18 protein-coding genes are annotated in these 23,958 nt (G+C 57.2%); 15 read left to right on the top strand and 3 right to left on the bottom strand.

Going from position 1 to position 23,958, the window contains the following annotated elements; genetic code table 11:
* The first annotated feature begins 224 nt into the window (after positions 1-224).
* Positions 225-1,835 (top strand): hypothetical protein, encoded by a 1,611-nt coding sequence (locus tag ACJ8IJ_RS02435; protein ID WP_280598352.1) that lies wholly within the window; start codon positions 225-227, stop codon positions 1,833-1,835.
* On the opposite strand, the gene ACJ8IJ_RS02430 is transcribed toward ACJ8IJ_RS02435, so the two are convergent.
* Entirely contained in the window at positions 1,832-2,500 is a 669-nt protein-coding gene (locus tag ACJ8IJ_RS02430) for a prepilin peptidase (RefSeq protein WP_164052454.1), read from the bottom strand. The two genes, ACJ8IJ_RS02435 and ACJ8IJ_RS02430, sit on opposite strands and share 4 nt — an antisense overlap.
* A gap of 429 nt (positions 2,501-2,929) precedes the next feature.
* Here ACJ8IJ_RS02430 and ACJ8IJ_RS02425 point away from each other — a divergent pair, with 429 nt between their 5' ends.
* Complete coding sequence (locus tag ACJ8IJ_RS02425) at positions 2,930-4,441, top strand: YchO/YchP family invasin (protein WP_442518235.1); 1,512 nt, start codon at positions 2,930-2,932, stop codon at positions 4,439-4,441.
* On the opposite strand, the gene narL is transcribed toward ACJ8IJ_RS02425, so the two are convergent.
* Positions 4,438-5,088, bottom strand: a complete 651-nt coding sequence (gene narL / locus ACJ8IJ_RS02420) for a two-component system response regulator NarL (protein ID WP_004934684.1) — start codon at positions 5,086-5,088, stop codon at positions 4,438-4,440. The genes ACJ8IJ_RS02425 and narL overlap by 4 nt on opposite strands.
* A gap of 10 nt (positions 5,089-5,098) precedes the next feature.
* Positions 5,099-6,883 (bottom strand): nitrate/nitrite two-component system sensor histidine kinase NarX, encoded by a 1,785-nt coding sequence (gene narX, locus ACJ8IJ_RS02415; protein WP_004934682.1) that lies wholly within the window; start codon positions 6,881-6,883, stop codon positions 5,099-5,101.
* A gap of 349 nt (positions 6,884-7,232) precedes the next feature.
* Between narX and ACJ8IJ_RS02410 the strand changes: the two genes are divergently transcribed.
* The 13 genes from ACJ8IJ_RS02410 to ACJ8IJ_RS02350 all read left to right on the top strand — a co-directional run bounded on the left by ACJ8IJ_RS02410 (position 7,233) and on the right by ACJ8IJ_RS02350 (position 23,931).
* Positions 7,233-8,627 (top strand): NarK family nitrate/nitrite MFS transporter, encoded by a 1,395-nt coding sequence (locus tag ACJ8IJ_RS02410; protein ID WP_004934679.1) that lies wholly within the window; start codon positions 7,233-7,235, stop codon positions 8,625-8,627.
* A gap of 771 nt (positions 8,628-9,398) precedes the next feature.
* Entirely contained in the window at positions 9,399-10,298 is a 900-nt protein-coding gene (locus ACJ8IJ_RS02405; RefSeq protein WP_342577058.1) for a winged helix-turn-helix domain-containing protein, read from the top strand.
* Positions 10,299-10,477: 179 nt separating this feature from the next.
* Complete coding sequence (locus ACJ8IJ_RS02400; protein WP_442518234.1) at positions 10,478-11,440, top strand: NAD-dependent epimerase/dehydratase family protein; 963 nt, start codon at positions 10,478-10,480, stop codon at positions 11,438-11,440.
* A 173-nt stretch (positions 11,441-11,613) separates the two neighbouring features.
* Positions 11,614-12,663, top strand: coding sequence for a UDP-N-acetylglucosamine--undecaprenyl-phosphate N-acetylglucosaminephosphotransferase (wecA, locus tag ACJ8IJ_RS02395; RefSeq protein WP_131164805.1), 1,050 nt, complete (start codon positions 11,614-11,616; stop codon positions 12,661-12,663).
* 45 nt (positions 12,664-12,708) lie between these two features.
* Positions 12,709-13,842 carry a polysaccharide export protein gene (locus ACJ8IJ_RS02390; protein WP_442518233.1) on the top strand — a complete coding sequence of 378 codons (1,134 nt, stop codon included), beginning with the start codon at positions 12,709-12,711 and terminating at the stop codon, positions 13,840-13,842.
* A 27-nt stretch (positions 13,843-13,869) separates the two neighbouring features.
* Complete coding sequence (locus ACJ8IJ_RS02385; RefSeq protein ID WP_442518232.1) at positions 13,870-16,050, top strand: polysaccharide biosynthesis tyrosine autokinase; 2,181 nt, start codon at positions 13,870-13,872, stop codon at positions 16,048-16,050.
* A 4-nt stretch (positions 16,051-16,054) separates the two neighbouring features.
* A complete protein-coding gene (locus ACJ8IJ_RS02380; protein WP_442518231.1) occupies positions 16,055-17,353 on the top strand; it encodes a flippase in 1,299 nt (432 codons plus the stop codon).
* A complete protein-coding gene (locus ACJ8IJ_RS02375) occupies positions 17,334-18,182 on the top strand; it encodes an ATP-grasp fold amidoligase family protein (RefSeq protein WP_004934663.1) in 849 nt (282 codons plus the stop codon). The genes ACJ8IJ_RS02380 and ACJ8IJ_RS02375 overlap by 20 nt, the downstream gene beginning before the upstream one ends.
* A gap of 6 nt (positions 18,183-18,188) precedes the next feature.
* Positions 18,189-19,343, top strand: a complete 1,155-nt coding sequence (locus ACJ8IJ_RS02370; protein ID WP_033645719.1) for a hypothetical protein — start codon at positions 18,189-18,191, stop codon at positions 19,341-19,343.
* A 3-nt stretch (positions 19,344-19,346) separates the two neighbouring features.
* Positions 19,347-20,252, top strand: a complete 906-nt coding sequence (locus ACJ8IJ_RS02365) for a glycosyltransferase family 2 protein (RefSeq protein WP_004934661.1) — start codon at positions 19,347-19,349, stop codon at positions 20,250-20,252.
* 1 nt (position 20,253) lies between these two features.
* Positions 20,254-21,309: a glycosyltransferase family 4 protein gene (locus tag ACJ8IJ_RS02360; RefSeq protein ID WP_442518230.1), complete on the top strand. Its 1,056-nt coding sequence runs from the start codon at positions 20,254-20,256 to the stop codon at positions 21,307-21,309.
* 7 nt (positions 21,310-21,316) lie between these two features.
* Positions 21,317-22,060 (top strand): glycosyltransferase family 2 protein, encoded by a 744-nt coding sequence (locus ACJ8IJ_RS02355; RefSeq protein ID WP_015378195.1) that lies wholly within the window; start codon positions 21,317-21,319, stop codon positions 22,058-22,060.
* Positions 22,061-22,071: 11 nt separating this feature from the next.
* Complete coding sequence (locus ACJ8IJ_RS02350) at positions 22,072-23,931, top strand: carbohydrate binding domain-containing protein (RefSeq protein WP_442518394.1); 1,860 nt, start codon at positions 22,072-22,074, stop codon at positions 23,929-23,931.
* Positions 23,932-23,958: the final 27 nt, after the last annotated feature.

Genomic DNA, 23,958 nt, shown 5'->3' with positions numbered 1-23,958 from the left:
GCCGCGGGCCTGTCCGAGCTTTCTGTCGCACCAAAGGCCAACGGCGAGTGAAATCGCTGGCTGTTGCTACCTCGGATCGCGAGATGTTGTGTCAGGGTGAAATAAAATGAAATTTCATAACGCGCTCATATGACGGTGATAGATTGGCACTGAAAGGCGGCGTTGTTGACGCCTTTCACCGCGGCCGTCCGCAATGATGCGGACACATCACGTCAGGAGATATTATGGACAATAACGAAAACGCTTCAGGAGCGCGCGCAGCAACCTTGATCGCCACCGGTGAGGTTGTTACGCCGGAACAGTTTTATCAGGACAGCGACGGAAGCAACTGGGGGCCGGCGATCAACAAAGCGGCGGCGGCGGCGCTGCAAGCCGGCGGTACGCTGTCCCTTGGGAAGCGGGTGTATACGGTCGCCGGACACGTACTCATTCAGACGACAACGGACATCTACGGCGGCATCGGGTTGCGAGTGGTCGGATTGGGACGGGCGACCAAAATTGTCAAGACGGCGGACAGCAGTTACACCAACGAACAAGGCGAAACGAAGAAAGCGGTGATCGTGGTGAAAGGCTTCGCCAATCTGACGCTGCACGGCTTGACGTTGCGGGATGATACCGGCGTAGACGACACTCACGGCGTGTGGTTCAGCGATCGCAATATGACGAAGTTTGATATTCGCGATATCTACACCAAGGTCGGCGGTTATTCGCTGTTTGTCTCGGGCGATATGTTCATTAACTGGCTGGTGAATGTGCAGATGGAGGCAAACGCCAATCGGCCGGGCGATGGGGTGCTGTGGATGGACAAGTCCGGCACCACCAATTTTATAGACGGCCTCTACGCCGCTCGCGCCAAGGGGACTGCGTTCAGAATTTCAGGGTTTTACTCTACTATTGGCTCGTTGGCTGCGGATGACTGTATCGGCGATATCTACTCGTTCAAAGATTTTAACGGCACGATCAATTCGTTGGGTTGCGAGAACCGCAACACGCAGCGCGCCGCCAATATCAGCGTGTTGTCCACCAACTTTGCCCAGGGCACGATAGGCAATATCAATATCCAGGATGCGCAGAATGTGGAGAGCGGGAGCGTGTTGTGCCGATTCATCAACGAGTCTCGTTGGGACATCGGTCAGTTGACTCTTTACAGCGGTTCTAAGACGCCGTTCCCGGCGGCGATCGCCGCCTGCAGCAACAATACCGAGGTAACCTTCAGTAACGTATACAACGGCGGCGTCCCGGTGGCCGGCAAAAGCACCGTCGACGTTACGTCGTTTTTAAGCGGGGTCGAAGCGATGTACAGTCTGGGCGAGCGGGGAATTGCCCCTTCCGCCACCAGCAACCATTTGCCGCGCAATATCTCGAAACAGCAATCGTGGACTTTTTTAGGCACCCTGACCGCGCCGGATCGGCAACCTACAACGCGCATTACTCTTCAACAGGGCGTAAGCACCAAGGTGCTGGCGTGCGATTTATATATCACGTTCGATCTGTCTTCGCAGGCGACCGCCTTTGTCGTCAATAAAGGCAGCTATAGCGCGAAAGGCGCCTTTATGTTGCGGCGCACTGGGCCGTTAAGCTGCGAAATATATTACCGCGTCGAGAAAGATTTCGGCTTTGGCAGTTATCAGGTGCAGACTACGCGCGGCAGCTACTGGCGGCCGGACGGCGTTTCATTGAGCACGCCACCCGCCGATGCGTTGGAAATCCGCAGCGATGAGGTGTTATCCACCACCAGGCTCGCAGTGATCCAGCCACTGGCTAATCCGACAACGGCCAGCACTGCGGAAGTGGCAGGATTGCTCAATCGGCTGATCGAGACACTGAAGAACTAACCGAATAACGCCGGCGCGTTTTGGCCGGCGTCCATCAAGAGCAACAGCCAGCCGGCGGCCGCCAAGGCGATGCCGAAAGGTTGTCGCGTTCGCCAGGCGCGGCGGTTGCGACGGCCGCGCGTCAATGCCATGCCTAATCCGAACATGGCCGCCAGACAGACCAACAGCGGCAGCATCGTCCAACCGAGCCAGGCGCCCAGCGCCGCCAGCAGTTTGAAATCACCCTGGCCGATGCCGTTACGCCGCCGCACCTGCCGATAAAGCGCGTTGAGCAGCCACAACCCCCCGTAGCCGGCGGCGGCGCCGATAACCGCGTCGCCCAGCGTCGCCCAGCGAGCGTCAAGATTGCACAGCATCCCGCCCCACAGCAGCGGCTGGGTTAACCGGTCCGGCAGCCACCGGTGGCGCCAGTCTAGCCAGGCCAGGGCGATCAGCAGCGCCGCGGCCGGCGGCAACCACAGCCGGTGTGCTGCCGGCAGGTCGAAGGGCAGCGCCGTCAACGCCAAACCGAAGGCCGTCAGCAGCAGGCTACGGCGGCGCAATTTCGGTGGGCTGGCACGCACGGCCGCCGTTCGCTCCAATCGGGTGATGAGCGTGAAGGCGACCGCACCTGCCGACAGCAGCGCGGTGAAAAACAGCGCGGGCCACAGTAAGGAAAGAAACATCGGGGCTCCGTCAGTCGTGAAATAGATGTTTAAAATAACGGCAAAATGCGTATTTCATCGGGGTGAAATGCGGTGGGCTGTGAGGAATGCGCAGTTGTACGCATCGCCACTTCACGTATTGCAGAGTGAGGCAATGTCATGCGCGGAGGCGCGCAGCAGTGGGGTGTTGCGCTTTTTATCGGCAAAATCGGTGCTGAAATGGTGTGAATTCACCTGGCGGCCGGAATGGATCGGTAAAGGGCGTAAGTGACGGCGTCACTGGGGAGTGATTGGGGTTTATCCTATTGTTTCTGTTCGTCAAGCCGTTAGACTTTAAGGGAGAGGCGCCCCGGCCTGGACGGGGCGTAGGGTTTCCAGATCTGCCGCGGGAAAGGCGACAGCAAAGCAGTGGGTTGGCCCGCTCCAGGAGGGAGGGGGGCCAACGGTGCCATGAAAGACGAAATTCAGGCGGGACTCATCAAAACCAAAAAACGACGCTGGCACAGCCGCCAGGCGGTGTGGCTGGCCGGGGCGCTGGTGTGGCTGGCCGGCGCGGCGCCCGCCTGCGCCGAATCCCCGCCGGCGCCGGAGAGCGTTGTCTCTTCCGCACAGGCCGCCGCAGATCCGGCCGCGAATTTGCCCGAACTGGGCGGCGCGCCCGATGACGCCGCGCGCGAGAAGCAGTGGGCCGAGATGGCCAAGCAGTTCGGCGAAAAAGATCTGAATAACGTTTCCCGTCAGCAGATGCGCAGCCGCGCCGAGGATTATCTGCTGGGCCAGGCGACCGGCGCGCTGCAACAGCAGGCGCAGGAACTGTTGTCGCCGCTGGGCACCGCCCGATTATCGCTGAAGATGACCGGTGAGGGGGACTTTACCGGCAGCAACGGGCAGTTATTCAGCCCGCTGTACGACGTCGACGGATTGCTGACCTACAGCCAGATCGGCTGGCTACAGCAAAGCGCCGGGGCGCTCGGTAATTTCGCGCTGGGGCAGCGCTGGATCGCCGGTGACTGGCTGCTGGGGTACAACACGGCGCTCGACAGCGATTTCGCCCGGCAGCGCAATCGCGGCAGCGTCGGCGCGGAGGCCTGGGGAGACTACCTGCGTTTCTCCACCAACTATTACTACCCGCTGTCGGCGCTGGCGCAACAGCCTGGCGATGGCGTGTTTTTCAGCCGCCCGGCGCGCGGTTACGACATTACGACGCAAGGCTATCTGCCGTTTTATCGCCAGATCGGCGGTTCGCTCAGCTATGAGCAGTATCTCGGCGATAATGTCGATCTGTTCGGCAGCGGCAAAAAACAAAACGATCCGCGCGCGATGCAGCTGGGGCTCAATTACACCCCGGTGCCGCTGGTGACGATGAAGGCGCTGCATAAGATTGGCGCGGGCGGGCAGAGCCAGGATCAGATCGAGCTGGCGCTGAGCTATCGGCTCGGGGTGCCGTTGGTGAAGCAGATTTCGCCGGAGTATGTGGCGCAGGCCAAGTCGCTGCGCGGCAGCCGCTACGATCCTATCGAACGCAAGAACGTGCCGGTGCTGGAGTTCCGCCAGCGCAAAACGCTGCAGGTGTTCCTGGCCACGCCGCCGTGGAGCCTGCAGGCGGGGGAAACCGTGCCGCTGGTGCTGGAAATCAAGGCGCTCAACGGCATCGCTCACGTCAGTTGGCAGGGGGATACCCAGGCGCTGAGCCTGACGCCGCCGCACAACGCCAACGATCCGCAGGGCTGGACGGCGATCGTGCCGCCGTGGGACGATGCGCCGGGCGCCGCCAACAGCTACCGGCTATCGGTCACGCTGGAGGACGATAAACAGCAGCGCGTGACGTCCAACTGGATAGAGCTGAAAGTGGCGCCGCCGCTGACGGCGACCGCCGGTGATGACGCGGGCCTGCCGCCGATCAAAACCCTGACGCCGCCGCCGATCCCGGCGCAAACCGGGCCGCTGTACGGCGGCGACTAACCGTTTTTACCCTGCAGCACCCACACGGCGGCCTCGACGCGGGATTTTAGCTTCATCTTTTTCAGCAGGTGTTTGACGTGTACCTTGACGGTGCTTTCGGTGATGGTCAGGCGGCGGGCGATCAGCTTGTTCGGCAGCCCCTGGGCGATCAGCTTCAGAATATCCCGTTCGCGCGGCGTCAATTGCTGAATATCGCGATCGGCGCTGGGGCGGTTTTCCCGCAGGCTGGCGGCGAGGATCGGCGTCAGCGTTTCGCTGAGCACCATCTGCCCGGCCGCCGCCTGATGCAGCGCCTTCAGCAGATCCTCCGGCTCCATGTCTTTCAACAAATAACCGTCGGCACCGCGTTTGAGCGCGCTGACGACGTCGTCTTCATGGTTGGACACGCTGAACACCACGACGCGCCCCGACAGGTCGGTCTGGCGCAGGCGATCCAGCGTTTCCAGCCCGTTGATGCCGGGCATGTTGAGGTCGAGCAGGATCAGATCCGGATCGTGCTGCTCCGCCAGCGCGACCCCTTGTTCACCGTTGCTGGCTTCGGCGATGACCTGCAGGCGAGCGTCCATGCCAATCAGCTGTTTTACGCCGTTGCGCAGCATCGGGTGGTCGTCGATCAGTAAGATGGTGGCGGCGGTTTCTGTCGTCATGGTGTCTCCGTTAGTCGATGGCGTGGTTATCCGGCGTGAAGCTGACTCGCACCTCGGTGCCGCCGCCGCTGCGCGGTAAAATGTCGCAACGGCCGTGCAGGCTCTTGGCGCGATCGCGCATGATGATCAGGCCGTAATGGTCGGGGCGGGATGTTTCGGCCGGCAGGCCGCGTCCGTTGTCGCATACGCTCAGGGTCACTTCGCCCCGTTTGTTGATGACCTGAATGCTCACCTCGCTGGCGGCGGCATGCTTAAGGATGTTGCTGAGCGCCTCGCGGGCGATCTGCAGCAGATGAATGGCCTGGTAGGCGGGCACCGTGCGCGGCCCCAGTTGGTAATCGAGGCTGATGTTCAGGCCCAGTTTGGGATTGAACTCCGCTACCGTCGATTGCAGCGCCGCCAGCAGGCCCGGTTCGGTCAGCTGCAGGCGGAAGGTGGTCAGCAGCTCGCGCAGCTGGCGATAGGCGCCGTTCAGCTCTTCGCGCATCTGCTGCACCAGCGCCTGGCTGGCGGACGAGAGCGTTTCGCCTTGCATCTGCAGGCAGGCGATCTGCATTTTCAGGCAGGAGAGCGATTGGGCGATGGAGTCGTGCAGCTCGCGGGCGATCGCCGCCCGTTCTTCCATCAGCATCAGCTGCTGCTGGTGGTCTACCTGACGTTCGATGGCCAGCACGCTGGTCAGTTGCTCCACCAGAGTGTTGACCAGCTGGCGGTGCTCATCGTTCAGCGGCTGTTGCGGCGCATGTTGCGCCACGATCACGCCGTAGTCGCCAAGTTTGTCACTCAGGCTCCAGCTCAGCGACGGGTTGTCGGGATGCTGGCGGTCGCTGTCGTGCAGGCAGGCGCTGCACACCGGATTATGGCAATGCTCCGGCCGCAACGGCTGGTTGCCGCTCAGCTGCAGCAGCGGCTCCCGGCTGTCGTTTTCATACAGCCGCACCTGAATGGCGCGCAGCGGCGTCAGGGTTTGCAGTTGGTTGAGCAGCGGCGTCAGGCGGCTGCACAATGGCTCGCTGGCGTGCAGCAGGCGGCTGGCGCGATAGAGGAAGCTCAGCATCTGATTTTTTTGCTGCAGGTCCGCGGTCTTCTCGGCTACGCGCTGCTCCAGCCCGCTGTAGGTGGCCGACAGTTCGTCGGACATGGTGTTCAACGCGCCGCCGAGCGACGCCATTTCATCCTGATGGCCGCGCTGCGCGAAGCGGCGGCTAAAGTCGCCGCGGCCCACCGCCAACGCCATTTCCACCAGCTGCCGCCACGGATGCAGCAACCGGCGGCGCAGGTAGCAGGTGGTGCCGATCAGCAGCAGCAGGGTCAGCGCGATAAAGCCGGCCTGCACTAGCGTCACCATCAGCAGGCGGCGCTCGGTTTGCCTGTCGATATCCGAGACCAGTTTATCCAACAGCTGCACGAAGTGCGCCACCTGCGGCGCGGCGTCGGCCGGGCGCTGCGCGCTACGCAGGCGAGGTTGCAGGGTCTGTTGCCAGTAGTCGCGCAAGGTGTCGAAAGGTTGCGTCAACCCTTCCTGTTCCACCGAACGCTGCAGGTCGGGGCTGTTTTCGTCGCGCTCCAGTTCGCGGATCAACGCTTCATGCCGTTCATCCAGCGGCACCTGCGCCAGCAGACGATAGCTTTGCATACGCAGCGAGCCGGCCTTGTTGATGGCATGCGCGTTGCCCTGAATGCTTTGCGACATCCAGGCGGAAATCCCCATGCCGGCCACGCCCAGAATGCCCGACAGCAACATCAGCAGGGCGACCTGATTCACGATCGAAAGCGGGGCCAACAGGCGTTTCATAAGCGCGGGTTCCTGGCATTTGGCGCCGCTGAAGCTCAGGGGCGAAGGCGGCGACGGGGTAAACAAGTAACGATTCAGCCGTATTTTTGATTATCCCTGAGCATAACCCCATACCTCGAATGAAGTACCCATTAGTTTCCAGTGGGGCGGCGAAGCGGTGAGGATGACGAAGTGGTTTATTGTAATTTATTGATTATAAATGATTTAATTTTTATCCGGAACGTACCCCTAAGGGGATGAAGGCGCTATTTGTGCCGCCAACTACTTGCATTCGGGTTGATATACATCAACTTTGCCGCCGGGGCCGCCCCCTAGGGTGTCGGAATAATCCCCCGTGTCTGAGGTTTTTATGTCGCAACTTGCAACGCCTTCATCAAAGAAAACCGGTGCGCTGATTCAGGATTGGCATCCTGAAGACAGCGCCTTTTGGCAGCAGCGTGGCCATCGCATCGCCACCCGCAACCTGTGGATTTCCATTCCCTGTCTGCTGCTGGCCTTCTGCGTCTGGATGCTGTTCAGCGCCGTGGCGGTCAACCTGAACAAGGTTGGCTTCAACTTTTCCACCGATCAACTGTTCCTGTTGACAGCGCTGCCGTCGGTCTCGGGCGCTATTTTACGCGTGCCGTATTCCTTCGTGATCCCGCTGTTTGGCGGCCGTCGCTGGACCGCTATCAGCACCTGCTTCCTGCTGGTGCCGTGCTTGTGGCTGGGATTCGCGGTGCAGGACAGCAGCACGCCGTACAGCGTGTTCGTCATCATTTCCCTGCTGTGCGGTTTTGCGGGCGCCAACTTTGCCTCCAGCATGGCCAATATCAGCTTCTTCTTCCCGAAAGCGCGTCAGGGCGGCGCGTTGGGTCTCAACGGCGGGTTGGGGAATCTGGGTGTCAGCGTCATGCAACTGGTCGCGCCGCTGGCGATCTCTTTCAGCCTGTTTGGTCTGTTTGGCGGCACGGCGCAAGATCAGGCAGAAGGGGGGCAGCTGTGGCTGGAAAACGCCGCCTGGATCTGGGTACCGTTCCTGCTGGTTGCCACCTTGGCGGCCTGGTTCGGCATGAACGATCTGGCGGCGGCCAAGGCATCGCTGCGCCAGCAACTGCCAGTGCTCAAACGTGGGCATTTGTGGATGCTGAGTTTGCTGTACCTCGCGACCTTCGGTTCTTTCATCGGTTTCTCCGCCGGTTTCGCCATGCTGTCGAAGACGCAATTTCCGGAGGTCGTGATCCTGCATTACGCTTTCTTCGGGCCGTTCCTCGGGGCGCTGGCGCGGCCGGTCGGCGGCGCGCTGTCTGACCGTTTCGGCGGCGTGCGGGTGACGTTGATCAACTTTGTGGTGATGGCCGTGTTCGCCGCGCTGTTGTTCCTGACCTTGCCGACGGCGGGCGAGGGCGGTTCGTTCATCGCCTTCTACGGCATCTTTATGGTGCTGTTCCTCACGGCGGGGCTGGGCAGCGGATCGACTTTCCAAATGATCGCCGTCATTTTCCGTAAAATCACTGTCGATCGCGTGAAAGCGGCCGGCGGCAGTGACGAGAGCGCACAGCGTGAAGCGGTGACGGACTCCGCCGCCGCATTGGGCTTTATCTCGGCGATCGGCGCCGCAGGCGGCTTCTTTATTCCCCAGGCATTCGGTACCTCGCTGGCGCTGACCGGCTCACCGGCGGGGGCAATGAAAGTATTCCTGGTGTTCTATATCTTGTGTGTGGTCATCACCTGGGCGGTGTATGGCCGCAAGAAAAAGGCCTGAGTATCAAACTGCTTTCTCAATCCCTCCCGCCAGGGGAGGGATATTTCTCTCATTCCGAGTCATCTCTCCTCGCCTCCTCAGTGAAATTTTCTGTCTTTAGGTAAAATTCTCATCTTTGCTTGCCGTTTTTTTCTTTTTTTATAGCACTATCTCTCAATGTGAGAATGTTTTCGCCAAAACGGATTATATTATTTGCACGTTTTTTTCGTTTTATTGAGAGTATTCTTACATTAAGGCGTTAATGTCTTTTCGCAGATTAAATGAAATTTCCGGGAGGGCAAAGCATAATTAGTGCGATTGTTATAAAATCAGTAATAGGATTTTGTCTTAGATGCAGCACACACCGAGTGGAATGTGCAACGGGGTTAAATCAGATAACTCTCATTCTGTTTTTTTCGGCTTTTTGTAGTCTATCTGACAATCAGATTAGGTGGGAAAACACAATGAATTCACGGATAAGAATGAAATTTCACAATTTCATTCGATTAACAATCGAACAACATGGTTAGTTTTTTCTTTTTAAATCAATGAGGTGTTCATTTGAATTTTACGGTAACCATGAAAGAAATCCATGTTGCCAACAGGGAAAAAGAGTCATTTGGATAAACGGAACATCCTTAATATGGCCTAATGTAAAAAATGAAATCAGAAAATTTTTATAAAGGCCAATATCCGATGAATGCAACCTGTTGAGTTTACATTTAATTTCTTGAACATTTTTTGATATTTCTATACAAAGTGTGCAGGACAGGCACGCTAAGGAAATTAAAAGTGAATCTTGATAAAAGAATAAAGATTAGGAATCTCGATGTTCTGACTCCTGCCGGGGAGAAATTTCGTCTGCGTTGGAAGGAGTATCAAATTCTTTCGCTGCTTGTCGCCAGATCGCCAGAGCTGGTTACCCGAACGGAAATTATAGAAAATATCTGGAAAGGAACCTATTGCTCAGATTCAACGATAAATCAAACAATTAAATCTATTCGCCAAAAGATTAGCGACACGGAACACACGCTTATCAGAACCATTCCTCGTTTGGGTTACAAGGTGGAAAATCAAGCGGCTTTTCACTTTATATCCGAGGATGAAGACTACGCTGATGATGATATATTAAATGGCGGTGAAGATATTGGCGTTGATATTCAAGCGGAACTTTCTGAAAGTGAAAGTGAGTCGTCTGAAACAAACGATGAAAAAATAGATAAGCCGCATAAATCGACGCTGGTTGCTGCGCCTGTTGCAACGGTGGAGTCATCCAAAGAACCGGCGCGTGAAAAAAAGTCGGCGGCGGCGCGTCGCTTTTTCAGCATGCCCGCCAGCCGTGTAGTGAAATACCTGACCGTATTCGCCTCTTTGCTGGTTATTTCACATTTTTCATACGTGCTTGGCAACCAAACCCGCCCCCCGGTGATCAATGATATTCAGAACAACACGCGTGTGGTGTTGACGCTGACGCTGAATAATCCCCATACCAACAGCCCGCAAACGCTGTTCTGCCTGTACCAGGGCGAGAGCATGGAGCAGGCGACCATCGAATGTGTCGATCCTAAGCAAGGCCAGCTGAAATTGCCGGTAAAATATGAGACCTCTTCTTCCACCGGTAAGGGTCAGATTAATCTTATATTGCCGAATAAAACCTTGCAATATCAAGTTGCTTACGATGTTAAAAATTAGCGCTGAATGAGGTTTTATCTATAGCGATAATTTTACATTTGATGAAATCTTTTATTTCATTATTTGTTATTTGAAAGCCAGGTTCGATTTGTCCAGTCTGGAACTCATTACCTAACGCGTATTAGCGTCCTGTCCCAATCGGGTGACGGGAATAATGAGAACCTGCTGAGTGACAAATTATGGATAAGCGTAAAGTAGCTATTATCGGGGGTTCCGGTTTTATCGGAACACGCCTGGCGAAACGTCTCAGTAAGCGCGATGATCTGACATTGGTCATCGTCGATAAGCAACCCAGTGCACATTTTCCATCCCTTTATCAGTATGGCGATGTGACGCAACCCCAGACGTTGCAAGAACCGCTGGCGGGCTGCGACGCCATCATTAATCTGGCGGCGGAGCATCAGGACAATGTCGATCCCATTTCGCTCTATTATCAGGTCAATGTCGAAGGCGCGCGCCATGTCTGCATGACCGCCTCCGCCCTGAATATCCGTCAAATCATTTTCACCTCCTCGGTCGCTGTTTACGGCTTCGTCAAACAGGAGACCGGCGAAGAAGGACGTTTCGAGCCTTTCAACCATTACGGCAAGTCCAAGCTCGAGGCGGAATACGTTTATGAAGCCTGGCGCAAGGCCGATGAGGCAAATCGGCTGACTATCATTCGCCCAACGGTGGTATTCGGCGAAGGCAACCGTGGCAACGTGTATAACCTGTTCCGTCAGATCGCCAGCGGACGTTTCGTGATGATTGGCAGCGGCAATAATATGAAGTCGATGGCCTACGTTGAAAATATTGCCGCGCGGCTGGAATATGCGCTGGATCAACAGTCAAATTATCAGGTCAGCAACTACGTCGATAAACCGGACTTTACGATGAATCAATTGGTTGACGTAATTTCCTCTTCATTGGGGAGAGAAAATAAGACGATTCGCATTCCTTATGCCGTAGGCATATGCGGCGCAACCGCATTGGATGTTGTGAGTAAAATAAGTCGCAAGAAATTCCCAATCAGTCGCGTCAGAGTACAGAAATTCTGCGCCAGAACGCAGTTTAAAAGTAATGTGCAAAATAATTTTGTGGCGCCTGTTGAACTTGATTCGGCAATCGAAAGAACCATTAAACATGAGTTTTCTGATAGATAACTTAATCGCACGCTGACGTTATTTGATTATTCCGCCGACAAGCGGATAAATCTGTATTTTTCAGGATAAATTCATGCTGACTTATATCCTGGCAGGATCAATTTTGTTTTTGTTAATAGCGCATTGGGAGCTGTAACTCAAGGGCGGTAGCGTGCTTATTCGCTGGAGGAACGATGTTATATCAACTGAGCGTGATATTTGTGCTGGCGGTCGCGTGGATCCTTATTGCCCGCCGGGTCGCCTTGACGGTGGGATTAGTGGATAAGCCTAATGCGCGCAAGCAACATCTGGGACATATTCCGTTGGTCGGCGGCATCGCCGTGTACCTGACGCTGATGCTGATGACGCTGTGGCAACCCGCCTGGCTGCCCGACAACGCCGTCTACCTGCTGTGCATCACGGCGCTGGTGGTGTTGGGCGTACTGGATGACCGCTTTGATCTGCCCGTGGCGCCGCGCGTCATGGTGCAGGGAGGGATCGCGCTGGCGATGATGCTGGCGGCAGGGATGCAGCTTTCCTCATTGGGCCATGCCTGGGGCCATCAGGAAGTGATGCTCGGTTATGGCGCGTTGCTACTCACGCCGCTGGCGGTATGGGGGGCGATCAACGCCTACAACATGGTGGATGGCATCGACGGGCAACTGGGCGCCTTGTCCTGCGTGACCTTTGTTGCGCTGGCCATCGTGTTCGGACTGGGTGGCCGGGAAGATCTGGCGCTGTGGTGCCTGGGCATGATCGTCGCGCTGGCGGCTTATCTGCTGTTCAACCTGAGCCTGTTCGGCGCGCGTAACAAAATCTTTATGGGGGACGCCGGCAGCATGGTGATCGGCTTCAGCGTGCTGTGGCTGGTGTTGCTGGCAACGCAGGGGCAGCAGGCGGTAATGCGCCCGGTCACCGCGCTGTGGCTGATCGCCATTCCGTTGATGGACATGGTGACCGTGATGGTGCGCCGCCTGTTGCGCCGCCAAAGCCCCTTCAAAGCGGGCCGCGATCATTTGCACCATATTCTGATGCGTCGCGGGCTCAATGCGCGTCAGGCACTGGCGATGAGCACCATGCTGGCGGTGACGCTGGCCTGCATCGGCATTTGCAGTGAAGTGTTGCAACTGCAGGAAAGCCTGATGCTGGTGGCGTTTCTGTTCTGTTTTTGCGGTTATTTCGCCCTGTTGCGCGAACCGCGTCAGGCGACGATGCTCAGCGATAATCCAACCGTCGGGCGTTAATCCTCTCACGGGCTGCGGCAGCAGCCCGTTTATCACGGTACTTCCATGAATTTTCATTTGCCTCTTTTGATGCCGTTGGCCTTCACCTCCGCGTTGTTGAGCGGTTGTACGGTGGTTCCCGGCTCACATTTATCGACCAGCGGAAAAGCCATCGTCGTGCAACAAGACGACGATTTCGATTTGAACAGCCAGGTACAGGTCTACCGTATGTCACCGATGCTGCTGCAGAAAATGCGGCGCGTTGAACCGGTCGCCCAGCCGAATCCGGCACTGGATCAGCGGTTGCAGAGCTACCAATACCGTATCGGCGTCGGCGACGTGTTGAACGTCACCGTCTGGGATCACCCCGAGTTGACCACGCCGGCCGGGCAATATCGCAGCGCCAGCGACACCGGTAACTGGGTGCATGCGGATGGCACGATCTTTTACCCCTATATCGGGCGCGTGGCGGTGGTGGGTAAAACCGTCACCGAAGTGCGCAGCCTGATCGCCGGCCGTCTGGCGCAGTATGTGGAAAGCCCGCAGGTGGATGTCAGCATCGCCGCGTTCCGCTCGCAGAAGGCTTATGTGACCGGTGAGGTGAAAACCTCCGGTCAGCAGGCGATCACCAACGTGCCGCTGACCATTCTGGATGCGATCAACGCCGCCGGCGGCCTGACGGACAATGCCGACTGGCGCAACGTGGTGCTGACCCATCAGGGCAGAGAGCGGGCCATCTCGCTGCAGGCGCTGATGCAGCGTGGCGACATCAGCCAGAACGCGCTGCTGCAGCCGGGCGACATCCTCTACATTCCGCGCAATGACAACTTGAAAGTGTTCGTGATGGGCGAGGTGGGCAAGCAAGCGACGCTGAAGATGGATCGCAGCGGCATGACCCTGACCGAAGCCCTCGGATCTTCCGAAGGGATCAGCCAGACGGTGGCGGATGCGACCGGGGTGTTCGTGATCCGGCCGAGCGGCGGCAATCCCCCGCAGCGGCTGGCGACGCTGTATCAGTTCGATCTCTCCGACGCCAGCGCGCTGGCGATGGGCGCTGAATTTCAGCTGCACCCTTACGACGTCGTGTACGTCACCGCGGCGCCTGTCGCGCGCTGGAACCGTTTGATCAGCCAGCTGGTGCCGACCATCAGCAGTTTTAACGATCTCAGCGAGGCCACCTTGCGCGTGCGCAACTGGTAACTCCGCAGGGTGAATAAGGAACAGAAGATGAAAAACAATGCGCTGTCCGTGATGGTGGCCGAACAAGATGAAAAGCTGGAGTGGGAGCGTCTGGTAGGGCCGCTGTGGGATAACCGCTGGCGGATCGCCGTCGTGACCGGCGTGGCGGGTGCACTGGGCGTCGCCTACGCCCTGTTGGCTACCCCGGTGTACCAGGCCACGGCGGTGGTGCAGGTGGAGAATCAGCTGTCCGGCGATTCGCTGCTGCGTGAAACGCTGGACAGTTCGCTGGGGCAAAATTCGGCGACGCAGGATGAGGTGACGCTGGTCAAGTCGCGCTACGTGCTCGGCAAAACGGTGGATGCCCTCGGCCTGACGGTGCGCGTCGAACCGGACTATTTCCCGGTATTCGGTAAAGGCTTTGCCCGACTGAGCGGTGAAAAGGCGCCGGTATTGGACATCGCCACGCTGACAACGCCGGCGGACATGCAGGGCGAAGCGCTGACGCTGACGGTGCGCGATGGGCAACATTATGAGCTGAGCCATGACGGCGCCAAATTGTTCAGTGGCGTGGTTGGGCAACCGGTGGCGCAGGGCGAGTGGGGCATGACCGTTTCGGCGCTGGACGCGGCGCCGGGCACCAGTTTCACCGTGGTGAAAGTCGCGCGTCAAGAAGCGGTGGACGATCTGCGTAAATACCTGGGCGTAGTGCCGAGCGGCAAAGACAGCGGCATCATGACGTTTACGCTGCCGAGCGAAGATCCGCAGCGTGCAGAGGCGGTGCTGAAGAACATCACCGATAACTACCTGCAGCAGAACGTGGATCGCAAAACGGAAGAGGCGCAGCGGATGCTGGCCTTCCTGCAGGAGCAGTTGCCGCAAACGCAAACCTCGCTCAACAACGCCGAAACCCAGCTCAACCAGTTCCGCCAGCAAAACGACTCGGTGGATCTGTCGCTGGAAGCCAAGTCGGTGCTGGACACGCAGGTACAGCTCGAAGCCCAGCTCAACGAGCTGACCTTCAAAGAGGCGGAGATTTCCAAGCTTTATACCCGCGTGCACCCGGCTTACCGGGCGCTGCTGGAAAAGCGCGCCACGCTGGAGGCGGAAAAGGCGCGGCTCGGCAAACAGGTACAGACGCTGCCGAAAATGCAGCAGGAGATCCTGCGTCTCACCCGCGACGTGCAGGTGGATCAGCAGGTTTACATGCAACTGATGAACAAACAGCAGGAGCTGAGCATCAGCAAGGCCGGCACGGTGGGCAATATTCGCATCGTCGACGAAGCGGAATCCGCTATCCGACCGATTCAGCCGCAAAAGATGCTAATCGTGTTGTTGGCGTTGATATTGGGCGCTGCAGGCACCGCGGCGGTGGTGCTGCTGCGCACGGCCTTCCATCGCGGCATCAATGATATCGATACGCTGGAGAAGCGAGGCATCAATGTCTACGCCACCGTGCCACTGTCGCCATGGCAGGCGAAACGCAATCGCGAACAACGCCTGCAGTTGCCCAAATCCGGCGGTCGTCGCCTGCCGATCCTGGCGGTGGCCGAGCCGGCGGATCTGTCGGTGGAGGCCATTCGCAGCCTGCGCACCAGCCTGCATTTCGCCATGCTGGAGGCCAAAAACAACATTTTGATGGTCTCCGGTGCCAGCCCGGAAAGCGGCAAGAGTTTTACCAGCACCAACCTGGCGGTGGTGGTGGCGCAGGCCGGGCAGCGGGTGCTGTTGATCGACGCGGATATGCGTAAAGGATTTTTGCATCGTTGGCTATCGGACGACGCTCATCAAGGGCTGTCCGACATGCTGGTGGGCAAAGTGACGACGGAACAGGCGGTGCGGAAAACCTCCATTGCCAATCTGGATTTCGTACCGCGTGGCCAGGTGCCGCCGAACCCGTCCGAGCTGCTGATGCATCGCCGTTTCGCCGATTTCCTGCGTTGGGCCGGGCAAAACTATGATCTGGTGCTGATCGATACGCCGCCGATTCTGGCGGTGACGGACGCGGCCATCGTCGGCAATCACGCCGGTACGTCACTGTTGGTGGTGCGTTTTGAGGTGAACACCGTCAAGCAGATCGAAACCAGCATGCGCCGTTTCGAACAGAATGGCGTGGCGATCAGAGGCGTAATCCTCAACGGCATCGTGAAGAGGGCGGCGACCGACATGAGCTATTACAACTTCGCCTATCCAAGCCATCGGGAAGATCACCGGCAGGCAGAGGAATAAGCGGGTGAAGGCCATTATCACCAACGCCCTGTGGCTGATGCTGGAACGCGTTTCGCTCAGCCTGTCCGGCATCTTCGTCTCCATTTACGTTGCGCGCTATCTGGGGCCCGCCCAGTTTGGCGCTCTCAACTATCTATTGGCGACGATCGCCATCGTGGTGCCGCTGGTGCAGCTGGGCGCCGACAGCATCATTTTCAACCGCGTCGCCCGCCGCCAGCCGAGCGGCATTCGCCTGATGTTGGCTTCGATGCGTTTGCGCCGCCGGCTGTTCCTGGTGGTGGCGCTGCCGATGCTGATATGGAGCTATTTCAGCCAGCCGCCAGCCAGTCAACTGATGACGCTGTTGCTGCTTATCAGCGCCTATTTCTCGATTCAGGACGTGTACAAAATTTATTACGATGCCCGCCTGCAGTCGAAACGCAATACGCTGATCAACAACCTGGCGCTGCTGCTGTCGATCGGGCTGCGGCTGGCGCTGGTGAGCGCCGCGCTGCCGCTGGTGTGGTTCGCGGTACCCTACATCCTCAGCAGCGCCGTACCTTATCTGGCGCGCCTCTGGCTATTCCGTGGGGAAGCTGCGGCCACGCCGCGGGTTACGCCGCGCCAGGCCGGGCGCTATGGCCGTTATTTGCTGAAAGTGGGCCTGCCGTTGGCCATCTCCAGTCTGGCGATAGTGATTTATACCCGCATCGATCAAATCATGCTGGGCAATCTGGTCGGCGAGCAGGCGGTGGGCTGGTTCAGCGCCGCTACCACCCTCAGTCAGGGGTGGGTTTTTGTGCCGATGGCGCTGATCACCTCGTTGATGCCGGGTATTGCCAACTGTCGCGATCCGTTGGAGCAGGAGTACCGCATCCGGGTGCTGTATCTGGTGGTATTGGGCCTGTCGTTGCCGGTGCTGCTGGGGCTGTGGTGGTTCGCCCAGCCGGCTATTGCGCTGCTGTATGGCGCTGCTTTTCAACCGGCCGCCGACATCCTGGCTATTTGTACGCTGACCTCGCTGTTCTCAGTGATGGGGACGGTTTCGTACCGCAGCATCGTGCTGTTCGCCGGTTATCGCTTTATCGCCATCAAGATGCCGTTGGTGGCTCTGATGAACGTGGTGATGAATCTGCTGCTGATCCCGCGTTACGGCCTGACCGGCGCTGCGGTGTCTACGCTACTGGCGGAATTCATTTCATTCTTCGTTCTGAACAGTTTATTCCGTGGCGGGAAAATTACCCGACTGCAGCTGACCTGTTTTTACTGCCTGCCGCGTCTTGTCAGCAAATTAAGGAGAGAGCATGTTAAACACCCTGGTTAAAAGCATTTCCAAGCGCCTGCCCGATGCCTGGCACCATCAGGTTAAATACGCGCTCTATTTCAAAAAACTGCCGCACCTGTCAAAACCGACCGGCTTCAGCGAAAAGATCATGCGCCGCAAAATTTATCCGCGCAGCATCTACACCACCTTGTCGGACAAATACAAGGTCCGTGAATTTATTGCCGGCCTGTGGGGCGAAGAGTATCTGGTGGAGCTGTATGCGCATGGCACTGAACTCAGCTACGACACGTTCAGGCAGTTGCCCGACGCCTTCGTGCTGAAGGCCAACCATGGCAGCGGCTATAACCGGTTGGTGTTCGACAAGCAACAGGTTAGCTACGCGGAATTGTACGATCTCAGCAGTGCGTGGATGCGCAGCAACTTTTACGAGCAGAGTCGCGAAAAGCATTATCTGGACATCGAACCCTGCATCATGGTGGAACGCATGTTGCTGGATGGTGAGCAGGTGCCGAACGATATCAAGTTTCATTGTTTCAACGACAACCATGAAATTCGCATGTTCATTCAGGTGGATTACCAGCGTTTCGGCACCCATCGGCGCGACATTTTTGATATCGACTGGAACCGCACCGAAATCCGCATCAGCTTGCCGAATGCCGACGAACCGATGCCGCGGCCTACGCGGCTGGAAGAAATGACGCGCTTGGCTCGCCAGGTTGCGCAGCAGTTCTCTTATGTCCGCGTGGATTTCTACCAGGTCGGTGAGAAGGTCTATTTCGGTGAATTGACGTTTACGCCTGGTGCGGGGTTAAGCAAGCTTAAGCCGGAAAACATCGAGCAGGAATGGGGCAGTTATTTTACTGAGTAAACGCTTATGCAGAGAGTCGCCTCCAATTTTCACATGCATGCCAATGTCGGTTATAATCAGTCGCGGGATTTGGTCAATCAATCAATCATATTGACCTTCCTGTTGCTATTTTTCGTGAAAACTTTCCTGACCTCGGGATCGTTCAACAGCGAGCTGATTAATAAAACCGTGACGGGGCTTAATGCCCTGATGTTGCTCTATGTCGGCTATGCATTTTTCATCGCTACGATGGCGGAAAAAGCGGTTGCGGGTTTTTTGGTTCTGCTGTTTCTGGTTAATATCGCCACCGGACATGGTGATTACCTTTTTGGCGCGGTATTCAGCTCGGCGGTGATAATTTTATTCCGCCGCATCGAGATGGTGCGCGGCGCTGAAATGTTCGCTATCGCTTTTGTGGTTGCCGGGCTATTGATGGTTATCCCCTATACCTTTTACACCGAGGGATTTGTTTACCTTGATGAGCGCTATGGCAACAGATTAACGCTGGGTTTCGATAACCCGAACACCTTGGCGTATTATTCTTTTGCCTTATTCGCCATGCTGCTGTGCCTGATCGACCATGCAAAATTAACGCGTGGAATGAAAAATATCGCCTCACTGGCGGTGTCGGCGTTAATTATCCCGGTGCTGATGTATTCCTATTCCCGCACCTGTTTTATGTTGGCGCTGTTGATGTTGTTGCTGTTTTGGCTGGCGCCGCTGCTGCGTTTTACCCCCAATAGAAAAGTCTGCATTGCGCTGACGTTGGCCATCATAGGCTTTCAGTTCGCCAGCGTTATACGCTGGGGGAACAATCCGGCATTGGACGCGCTGTTGAACCAGGCGTTGACCGGGCGCATCTGGTTCTCCTGGCAGATGTTTCAGGCAGTGGGGCTACCCAATCCGCTGTTCGGCATGAATATCGAACCCTATAAGCCGGTCGATTTTTTCTTCATCGCCATGTTTTATTCGGCTGGTGGGATCGCCTCTGTTGTCATGCTTTTTTGTTATTTTCACCTGTTGGGGAATATGCGCAGGCTGAGTCGATTCATGCGCTGGGTGGTGGTGGTTTTCCTGCTGACAACTTTTACGGAAACCTATTTTTTGGTCCCGGTATTTAACGTGTCGTTATTGCTGCTTTGCCGTGGAAAAGAAATGATAAATTCTAAGTTGGAGGGTTAAGAAATGGATTTCTCGATCGTGATCCCTATTTATAATAGTGCGCGTTACCTGCCTAAAACTCTGAAGCGGATTTTCAACGCTTGCCAAGGGTTCGACTATCAGGTGATTTTGGTTGATGATTGCTCTGACGAGGATGACATCAAATATATTCGCCAGATAGCGGCGACTAATAGCAACGTAATGCTGCATGAGAAAAAACAGAAGAGCAATGCGGCGGTATCGCGCAACCTGGGCGCCAATTTAGCGCAATCGGAGATCGTGTTTTTTCTCGATTCGGATGATTACTTCACTACCAACTATATTATTCGCCGCATGAAGAAGCATGAAGATCGCCATATTGATATTATCTTCGGTAATTATGCAGAGGTAAGCGGCGATTCGGTACGCGACTTCAACTTCCACTACAAATCCGGTTCTTCCGGCGAGGATTTTCTTTTTCTGGAAATGGGCGATATTCGGTCATCCACCATCAGCATGCGTAAAAAAAGCGATCGCCGCTTTTTATTTCCCGAGTTTCTCAACAAACATCAGGATTGGGGCTTTCTGGTCAACGCCACCAATTTGGGCGCGCAAGTGGCGCATGACGCCGGCGGCGGGGTGTTTCTCGACGTTGGGCGCTACGGACGCATGACGGCGAAGCTTAATCTGGAGGCCAGCGACCGCTTTATCAATACCTTCCTCAGCCCCAGCGATCGCCATATCAGCGGATTCGCCTGCAAGCACCTGCTGGCCTCGCTGTATTCGGAAAACGCCCAGGCGTTCAATTATTACTCGTCGCGCATCGTGCGGCACAGCCTGAGCGGCAAGTTCAAGATGATCAAATGGTATGGCGATTGTCTGACGCGGCTGGGGTTGTTCTCGGTTGGCGGCCGGCTGTTGCGCAATGTGCGCCAGGGATTCAGGAGATGATATGCAAGCACGCAAGGTAATCATCGTCATTGAAAATATGGCGGGCAAGGGCGGCACTGAACGGGTTGCCAGCGGTTTGGCCAATGCGCTGGCGCGTCTGCCGAATTACGAGGTGGCGGTGTTTTCGCTGTGTGGCGAACGGAGCTTCTTTCCGCTGGCGAGCAACGTCCGGCTACGCTGTGGCGGCGGCGATTCGCTGTTCTGGCCATGGCGGCTGGCGTTGGCACTGCGGCGTGAACGCGCGGATGTGATCATTACCGTTTCCATGGGAAAACTGTCGGTGGTGATGACGCCTTTTCTACGTTTGTTCTGTGCCCGCAGCCGGCTGTTATTGAGCGAACACGTCAGCTTTCACCAGTATCCGCGCGTATTTAAATGGTTGAAGTTGTTGGTTTACCGCTTGAGCGATCGCGTGATTTTCCTGACGCGGCAAGATAGCGACGCCATCGCTCGCTGGGTGGGGGCCGGGAAATGCCGGGTGATCGAGAACGTTTCGCCGTTCGGCGTACAGGCGCCGACGCCGGCGCTGCAGGAAAAGGTGGCGCTGGCGGTGGGGCGGTTGAGCAATCAGAAAGGCTTCGATCGTCTGATCGCGCTGTGGCGAGGGGTGGCGGCGCAGATGCCGGATTGGCGGCTGTTGATTATTGGCGACGGCCCTGAGCGCGACGCACTGCGGCGGCAGATTGAAGGCGCCGGGCTGGAGCAGCAGGTGAGCCTGCTGCCGGCCACCGCCGACGTGGCGGCCTATTATCGCCAGGCCAGCCTGTACGTGATGACGTCGCGCTATGAGGGGTTGCCGATGGTGCTGATCGAAGCCATGAGTTTCGGCCTGCCGCTGGTGGCCTACGACTGCAAGACCGGCCCGGCCGAGCTGATAGACAACGGCGTCAACGGCTATCTGGTGCCCGATGACGATGCCGCCGCCTTCAGCGAAGGCGTGCTCGAACTGATGCGCGAGCCGGCCCTGCGCGATCGCTTTTCTGGCGCCGCGCTTGATAAGTCTCGCCGTTTTTCTCCCGAACGTATTTATCCCCAGTGGCAACAGCTCATTGAGTGAGGACCGAATGGAAAAGATATCCGTGATAATGCCTGCCTACAACGCGGCAAACTCAATCAAAGAATCGATTCTTGGTGTGCTGAACCAGCAATTTACCGACTATCACCTGTATGTGATCGATGATGCGTCCACCGACAACACCGCCGAGGTGGTGCGGCCGTTTATCCACGATCGCCTCACCTATATACGCAATGAGCATAACCAGGGCGTGGCGGAAACGCGCAACATCGGCATTGAGGCGGCGAGCGGGGATTATATCGCCTTCTGCGACAGTGATGACGTATGGCTCCCCAACAAGCTGTCGCGCCAGGCGAGCATTTTGCAAACCCGCCGCTATGACGTGGTGTGTTCCCATTATTACACCTTCGAAGACGATCTGAAGTTGATCAAAAACACCCGTGGTGCGGATGAGCTTATCGGCTATCAGGACATGTTGAAAAGCAACTGGATCGGCAATCTCACCGGCATCTATAACCAGAAGCGCATCGGTAAGGTGTATCAGCAAAAAGTGGGGCATGAGGACTATTTGATGTGGCTGGCGGTGCTGCAGAAGGCGCGTAACGGCCTGGCCTACTGCATTCCCGAACCGCTGGCCTGTTACCGATTGTCTACCCATTCGCTGTCGGGCAACAAAATCCGCGCTGCGGACTGGCAATGGCGGATTTACCGTCAGCATTTGGGGCTGTCGTACCAGAAATCCTGCTATTTGTTCGCCACCTATCTGTTCAATGCCGTGGTGAAAAGGAAATGACCATGAGGGGGATGTATCGGCGGGCGGCTCTGGGCTGTTGCGCCTTGTGGGGCGCAGCGGCTCTGGCGCAGAACTGCCAACCCAATCTGTTGACCAACCCCGGCTTTGAGCAGGGGCTCAGCGGCTGGCGAGCGCAGGGCGCGCAGGCCGACGGCGATACGCACAGTGGCAGGGGGAGTCTGCGTTATGACAATGCAGATGTAGCGCAATACCGTACCTTCAACCAGGCGCTGCAGGTTGTGCCCGGACAGACGATAGATTTCGGCGTCTGGGTCAAGACTCGCGGTGTACGCGGGCAAAGCCGCGACGGCGGCGCTGGGGTTTATCTGCAGAGCTTTGATGCGCAGGGGCGCTTTCTGGAAGGCAGCTATCCGGCTGGGGTGACCGGCGACAGCGGCTGGCGGCAGGTGAACGCCAGCTATACCGTGCCGCCGCAGGCGGCGCGAATCACTTTTGGCGTTTATCTGCGTAAGGGGAGCACCGGTACCGCCTGGTTTGACGATGCCTATGCCTGTGCTCGAGCGCCTACGCCGGCGTTGTATCAGCTCGGCGCGTCGGCGCAGGGGAAGGTTGACACGCTGGTCGTTACTTCGCAGCCGCAGCATTTGCAGGTTGACAGCGAATTGCTCAATGCCGAGGGGCAGGTTGTTCACAGTAGCCGCGACCGTTATCAGGTTGAAGGACAACGCCGTATCGAATACCAACCGCCGGCCGGCCTGGCCCAGGGTGAATACCGCCTGCGTCAGCAGGTTACCGGTCAACAATCCCGCCAGGCTCAGGGCAGCGAGCTGTCTTTTCGCGTCGGGCAGCCTGCGGCCAAAGTGGCGATCGACAGCGAAGGTTTTACCCTGCGCGACGGTCAACGGCTTTTCCCGTTGGGCATTTACGCCAACGTGGCTACCGATGAGCATTTGGCGCGCATCGCCTCGGCGGGATTCAACACGGTGCTGAACTATGATTACGGGGAAAAGAAAGATCCATACGCCTTTTTCCGCAACGCACGCAAGCGCGGGCTGTTGGTCATTTACTCCGTCAAAGATCAGTACCGCGGCAGCCGCTTCGCGCCGGCCGTCCGCGGTGGCGACTACGCGGCGCTGACTGCCTGGTACGTGCAGCGTTTGCGCTCTCAGCCCAACCTGCTTGCCTGGTACATCAACGATGAGCTGGGGCCGGAATATCTCGATAAGATCGAGGAAAAAAACCTGCAAATAAAGCGACTTGACGGCGATCATCCGACTTTCCAGGTGCTGAACAAAACCGGGGAGTTGGACGCTCACTTCAACAGCAGCGACATTTTGGCGACCGACCCTTATCCGGTGGGGAACGATAGCGATCTGACGCGCACCATGCGTTATACCGCACTGACGGTGCAGGCCGCCCGCCAGGCACGCGGAGCCTGGGTGGTGATGCAAATCATGGATCACGCCGCTTATGACGCCCGCCGCAAGCCACATCCGCCGTCAGAGGCGGAAATCCGCAATCAGGCTTGGCAGGCGCTGATCGGCGGCGCCAAGGGGCTGTTGTTTTATTCTTATACCGATCTGTTTTACAAACGTAAAACCGGCCGCTTCGACCAACGGGAGTTTGACGCCGCCTGGCGTGGTGTGGCTGCCGTGTCGCAGCAAATCGCCGCCTTCACCCCTTATCTGCTGACGGGAAAATCAACGCCGCTGGCGGGAAGCGACCCGCAAATGCCGGCGCGGATGTTTGTTCTGGGCGATCGCGCCTTGCTGCTGGTAGCCAATCCTTACTATCGAGAGGGAAGCACCCGCTTGCGCCTTCCGGCGGGCTGGCGGCAGCAGGGCGCGGGTGCGGAGATCACGCTGGCGTTGCCCGCAGTGGGCACCGCGACGCTGTGGCTCCAGCGCTGAATGCGTCGAGTTAACGTCACGCGGGAG

The sequence above is a fragment of the Serratia sp. CY40230 genome (genome assembly GCF_052168835.1).
In the GTDB taxonomy this organism is placed as follows: domain Bacteria; phylum Pseudomonadota; class Gammaproteobacteria; order Enterobacterales; family Enterobacteriaceae; genus Serratia; species Serratia nematodiphila.
Note: the sequence above shows the minus strand (reverse complement) of the source record. Positions and strands in the feature narration are given on the sequence as shown.

Coding starts and splice junctions, on each gene's coding strand:
- ACJ8IJ_RS02435 (WP_280598352.1), top strand. CDS start 225: ATGGACAATAACGAAAACGCTTCAGGAGCGCGCGCAGCAACCTTGATC.
- ACJ8IJ_RS02430 (WP_164052454.1), bottom strand. CDS start 2,500: ATGTTTCTTTCCTTACTGTGGCCCGCGCTGTTTTTCACCGCGCTGCTG.
- ACJ8IJ_RS02425 (WP_442518235.1), top strand. CDS start 2,930: ATGAAAGACGAAATTCAGGCGGGACTCATCAAAACCAAAAAACGACGC.
- narL (WP_004934684.1), bottom strand. CDS start 5,088: ATGACGACAGAAACCGCCGCCACCATCTTACTGATCGACGACCACCCG.
- narX (WP_004934682.1), bottom strand. CDS start 6,883: ATGAAACGCCTGTTGGCCCCGCTTTCGATCGTGAATCAGGTCGCCCTG.
- ACJ8IJ_RS02410 (WP_004934679.1), top strand. CDS start 7,233: ATGTCGCAACTTGCAACGCCTTCATCAAAGAAAACCGGTGCGCTGATT.
- ACJ8IJ_RS02400 (WP_442518234.1), top strand. CDS start 10,478: ATGGATAAGCGTAAAGTAGCTATTATCGGGGGTTCCGGTTTTATCGGA.
- wecA (WP_131164805.1), top strand. CDS start 11,614: ATGTTATATCAACTGAGCGTGATATTTGTGCTGGCGGTCGCGTGGATC.
- ACJ8IJ_RS02390 (WP_442518233.1), top strand. CDS start 12,709: ATGAATTTTCATTTGCCTCTTTTGATGCCGTTGGCCTTCACCTCCGCG.
- ACJ8IJ_RS02385 (WP_442518232.1), top strand. CDS start 13,870: ATGAAAAACAATGCGCTGTCCGTGATGGTGGCCGAACAAGATGAAAAG.
- ACJ8IJ_RS02375 (WP_004934663.1), top strand. CDS start 17,334: ATGTTAAACACCCTGGTTAAAAGCATTTCCAAGCGCCTGCCCGATGCC.
- ACJ8IJ_RS02370 (WP_033645719.1), top strand. CDS start 18,189: ATGCAGAGAGTCGCCTCCAATTTTCACATGCATGCCAATGTCGGTTAT.
- ACJ8IJ_RS02365 (WP_004934661.1), top strand. CDS start 19,347: ATGGATTTCTCGATCGTGATCCCTATTTATAATAGTGCGCGTTACCTG.
- ACJ8IJ_RS02360 (WP_442518230.1), top strand. CDS start 20,254: ATGCAAGCACGCAAGGTAATCATCGTCATTGAAAATATGGCGGGCAAG.
- ACJ8IJ_RS02355 (WP_015378195.1), top strand. CDS start 21,317: ATGGAAAAGATATCCGTGATAATGCCTGCCTACAACGCGGCAAACTCA.
- ACJ8IJ_RS02350 (WP_442518394.1), top strand. CDS start 22,072: ATGTATCGGCGGGCGGCTCTGGGCTGTTGCGCCTTGTGGGGCGCAGCG.